2 protein-coding genes are annotated in these 3,227 nt (G+C 71.7%); both read right to left on the reverse strand.

The features are described from left to right. Positions 1–668: M64 family metallopeptidase (locus tag VR45_RS35085; RefSeq protein WP_045943965.1), on the reverse strand; the 668-nt coding region annotated here is incomplete at its 3' end. 141 nt (positions 669–809) lie between these two features. Then, positions 810–2,768: an amino acid transporter gene (locus VR45_RS35090; protein WP_045943966.1), complete on the reverse strand. Its 1,959-nt coding sequence runs from the start codon at positions 2,766–2,768 to the stop codon at positions 810–812. Positions 2,769–3,227: the final 459 nt, after the last annotated feature.

Here is a 3,227-nt window from a genome sequence, read left to right on the forward strand (position 1 = left end):
CCGAGCGGGGAGGCGACGTTGTAGCCGGCCCCGCCGTACTTGGCGGTGTTGGCGACGACGAGGACGAGGTCGGCCTGCGGGGCCTTGACGGCGTAGTTCTCGACGGCCTTGGTGTCGACGCACAGCAGGCGTTCGATGTCCTCGCACCAGAAGTAGGAGCCGAGCGCGGTGTTGCGGACGGTGGCGCGGTCCGGGTCGCCGGTGATGCCGGACTCGGCGGAGACGGTGGCGACGGCCCAGACGTTGAACAGGTTCCGGTAGCCGGCGTAGGGCTCGACGGCGCTGAGCTCCTGCCACTTGGCGGCGGCGTCGGCCCGGAACCTCTCCTGCTCGGCGGCGGTGTAGCCGTCGCCGATGACCACGACGTCGACCTTGCCGGCGCTGTCGCCGCTCCGCAGGATCGGGGTGACCTCGCCGTCCCCGGCGGGGGCGAGGCCGGGGCGGTCGCCGGTCAGGTACGGGGAGGCGGCGGGCACGGTGGCCCGTCCGATCGAGCCGTCCTCGGCGAAGACCTCGACCCGGTGCCGGGAGCCGCCGGCGGTGACCGCGGAACCCTGCTCCGCCCCGGAGGCCGCGACGGCCGCCGGGGCGGTACCGAGGCCGGTGCCGAGGCCGGCGAGGGCGAGGGCGCCGGTCAGAACGATCGAGCCGAACCTGCGATTGCGCACGGAAGTTGCTCCTCTGCGGGGTGGCCGGGTAGCGGAGTGGCGGGATGGGACCGACGAACTGCCATGCTATGCACCTGACAACCCATCGGCACAGGCCCCGCACATCCCCGACTCCTCCACCGGGCTCCCCGGCCCGCCCCCTCAGCCCACGTGCACCCGCGGCCGCCGCATCCGGTCCGGCTCCGCCTCCCGCAGCACCTCGCGGGTGACCGGCGCGACCTCGCCCTGCCCGAACAGGAAGAACCGCAGGAACTGGGCGAACGGATTGCCCTCCGTCCACTCGAAGTAGATGTGCGGCTGCTGCCCGGTGCGGTCCCGGACGGTGAGCAGCAGCGCGGCCAGCGCGTTGGGGACGCTGGAGCTCTCCAGCGTGAGCACCCGGTAGCGGTCGTGCAGCACCTCGCCGTGCACGGTGAGCACCGCCTCGAACTCCGAGGGATCCTTGACGGTCACCTCGACGAAGACCAGGTCGTCCTCGGCCGGGATGTCGTTGTCCGCCCGAATCTGGCGCTTCTTCTCCTGGTACTCGGCGAGGTCGCGGCTGTTCGGCTCATTGGCGATCAGGCGCAGCGGCCGGTGGGTGTAGTCGCGCACGAAGCGCTCGGCGGAGTCGTCGAAGACGATGTCGGTGACCCGGAGTTCGAAGGCGCGCTTGAGCCGGGAGAGCAGGGAGACGAACACGATGGCGGCGATGAAGCAGGCGCCGATCTTCACGCCGTCCGGGCGTTCGGCGATGTTGAGGGCCGTGGTGTAGAGGAAGACGGCCGCGATGATCGCGAAGCCGATGGTCCAGCCGGTCTGGCGGGCCGCGCGGGCGGCGATGGTGACGGCGATCGCGGCGGAGCTGATCAGCACCAGGACGCCGGTGGCGTAGGCGCCGCCCTGGGCGTCCACGCTGGCGTCGAAGAGCCAGGTGACCAGGAAGGCGATCAGGGTGAGCACGATGACCATCGGCCGGACCGCCTTCGCCCAGTGCGGCGCCATGCCGTAGCGGGGCAGGTAGCGGGGCAGCAGGTTGAGCATGCCCGCCATGGCGGAGGCGCCGGCGAACCAGAGGATCGCGATCGTGGACAGGTCGTAGATGCTGCCGAAGGTGTTGCCGAGGTACTCGTGGGCCAGGTACGCGAGCGCGCGTCCGTTCGCCTCGCCGCCCTTCTCGAAGGCCTCCTTCGGGATCAGCAGGGTGGTGATGAAGCTGGTGGTGATCAGGAACACGCTCATGATCAGCGCGGCGGTGGTGAGCAGCTTGCGGGCACCGCGGATCCGGCCGGTCGGCTTCTCCTCGGTGTCCTCCGGGTCGCCCTCGATGTGCGGCATGACGGCGACGCCGGTCTCGAAGCCGGAGAGGCCGAGGGCGAGTTTGGGGAAGGTCACCAGGGCGACGCCGATCATGGCGACGACGTTGCCGTGCTCCGCGGTGAGCGCGTCCGCCCAGTCGCTCACCACGCCGGGGGAGCTGAGGACGTGGTAGAAGCCGTTGATGACGACGACCACGTTGAGCGCGAGGTAGACCGCGACCAGGACGACGGCCAGCCCGATCGCCTCGCTGAAGCCCTTGAGGAAGACGCCGCCGAGCAGGGCGATCATCACCAGGGTGATGAGGACCTGCTTGCCGGTCAGGGCGCTGTGCAGGTGCGGGTTCTCGACCAGGTGGGCGGTGGCGTCGGCGGCCGACAGGGTGATGGTGATCATGAAGTCCGTGGCCGCGAAGCCGAGCAGGGCGAGGACGAACAGCTTGCCCTGCCAGAACGACAGCAGGCGTTCCAGCATCGCGATCGAGCCCTCGCCGTGCGGGCTCTCCCGGGCCACCCGGCGGTAGACGGGCAGGGCTCCGAAGAGGGTGACGACGACGAGGACGACGGTCGCCACCGGGGAGAGCAGACCGGCCGCGAGGGCGGCGATGCCGGGCTGGTAGCCGAGGGTGGAGAAGTAGTCGAGGCCGGTCAGGCACATCACCCGCCACCAGGGGCGGGCCTGTTCGGCGGGGGCCTGGGCGTGCGGGCCGGGGTGCTGCTTGACCCGGTCGGACAGGCCCTCCAGCAGCCAGGCGCGGAAGCGCTGCCCGCGTCCGAAGGAGTCGCTCGTTCCCGAGGAAGCCACCCTGCACCCCTTTGTCCCACGTGCCCGAAGCCGTCCCCGGAGCCGTCCGCCGACCGACGCCACCGACCGACGCCACCGGCGGCGCGCCGAACGGGCCGCCCACGGGCGACGCACGGGCGACGCACGGACGACCCACGGGCCACCGTCCGGCCGACGGCAAGGCGACAGGCTATGCGACCGGGCCGCTGACCTCCGGGAACGCCTCGGCGGTGTCCCCTCATCGGATCAGTGCCCGGCCGTCGGACCGGCGCCCGACCCCCGACCCCCGGGCCCCCAGGCCCGGGCACGCAGCCGGGAACCCCGGAACCGATGTGGTTCCGGGGCCCCCGGGTCGAGCACCGCGGAAGACACTCAGCGGAAGGTGCGCAGCCGCAGGCTGTTGCCGACCACGAAGACCGAGGAGAAGGCCATCGCCGCACCGGCGATCATCGGGTTGAGCAGTCCGGCGGCGGCCAGGGG

The sequence above is a fragment of the Streptomyces sp. NRRL S-495 genome, from assembly GCF_000966955.1.
GTDB classification, from domain to species: domain Bacteria; phylum Actinomycetota; class Actinomycetes; order Streptomycetales; family Streptomycetaceae; genus Kitasatospora; species Kitasatospora purpeofusca.